This is a genomic window from Neisseria sp. P0009.S007 (genome assembly GCF_051962515.1).
Map to the genome: position 1 here is coordinate 1 of NZ_JBQCVF010001188.1, position 251 is coordinate 251.

Here is a 251-nt window from a genome sequence, read left to right on the forward strand (position 1 = left end):
TAATTGTGGACGACGGTTCACGCGAAGAATGCAAACCTGTATTGCAGGCTTTGGTTTCAGACGGCATCGATGTCTTTTACCGTCCCATCAACGGCGGCAAAGGTGCAGCGGTCAAAACCGGCTTGGAATACGCTCAAGAACATGGCTATACCCACGTCTTGCAGGTTGATGCAGACGGCCAGCATTGCTTGAGCGACACACCCAAACTCCTCGCCGCAGCAGAGAAAAACCCCGAAGCCGTTGTTTGCGGC

The 251-nt window shown here is 53.8% G+C and carries 1 protein-coding gene; it reads left to right on the forward strand.

What is annotated here, in order from left to right; all coding sequences use genetic code 11:
• A partial coding sequence (locus ACTHS3_RS18255; RefSeq protein WP_440368837.1) for a glycosyltransferase occupies positions 1 to 251 on the forward strand: 251 nt, incomplete at both ends.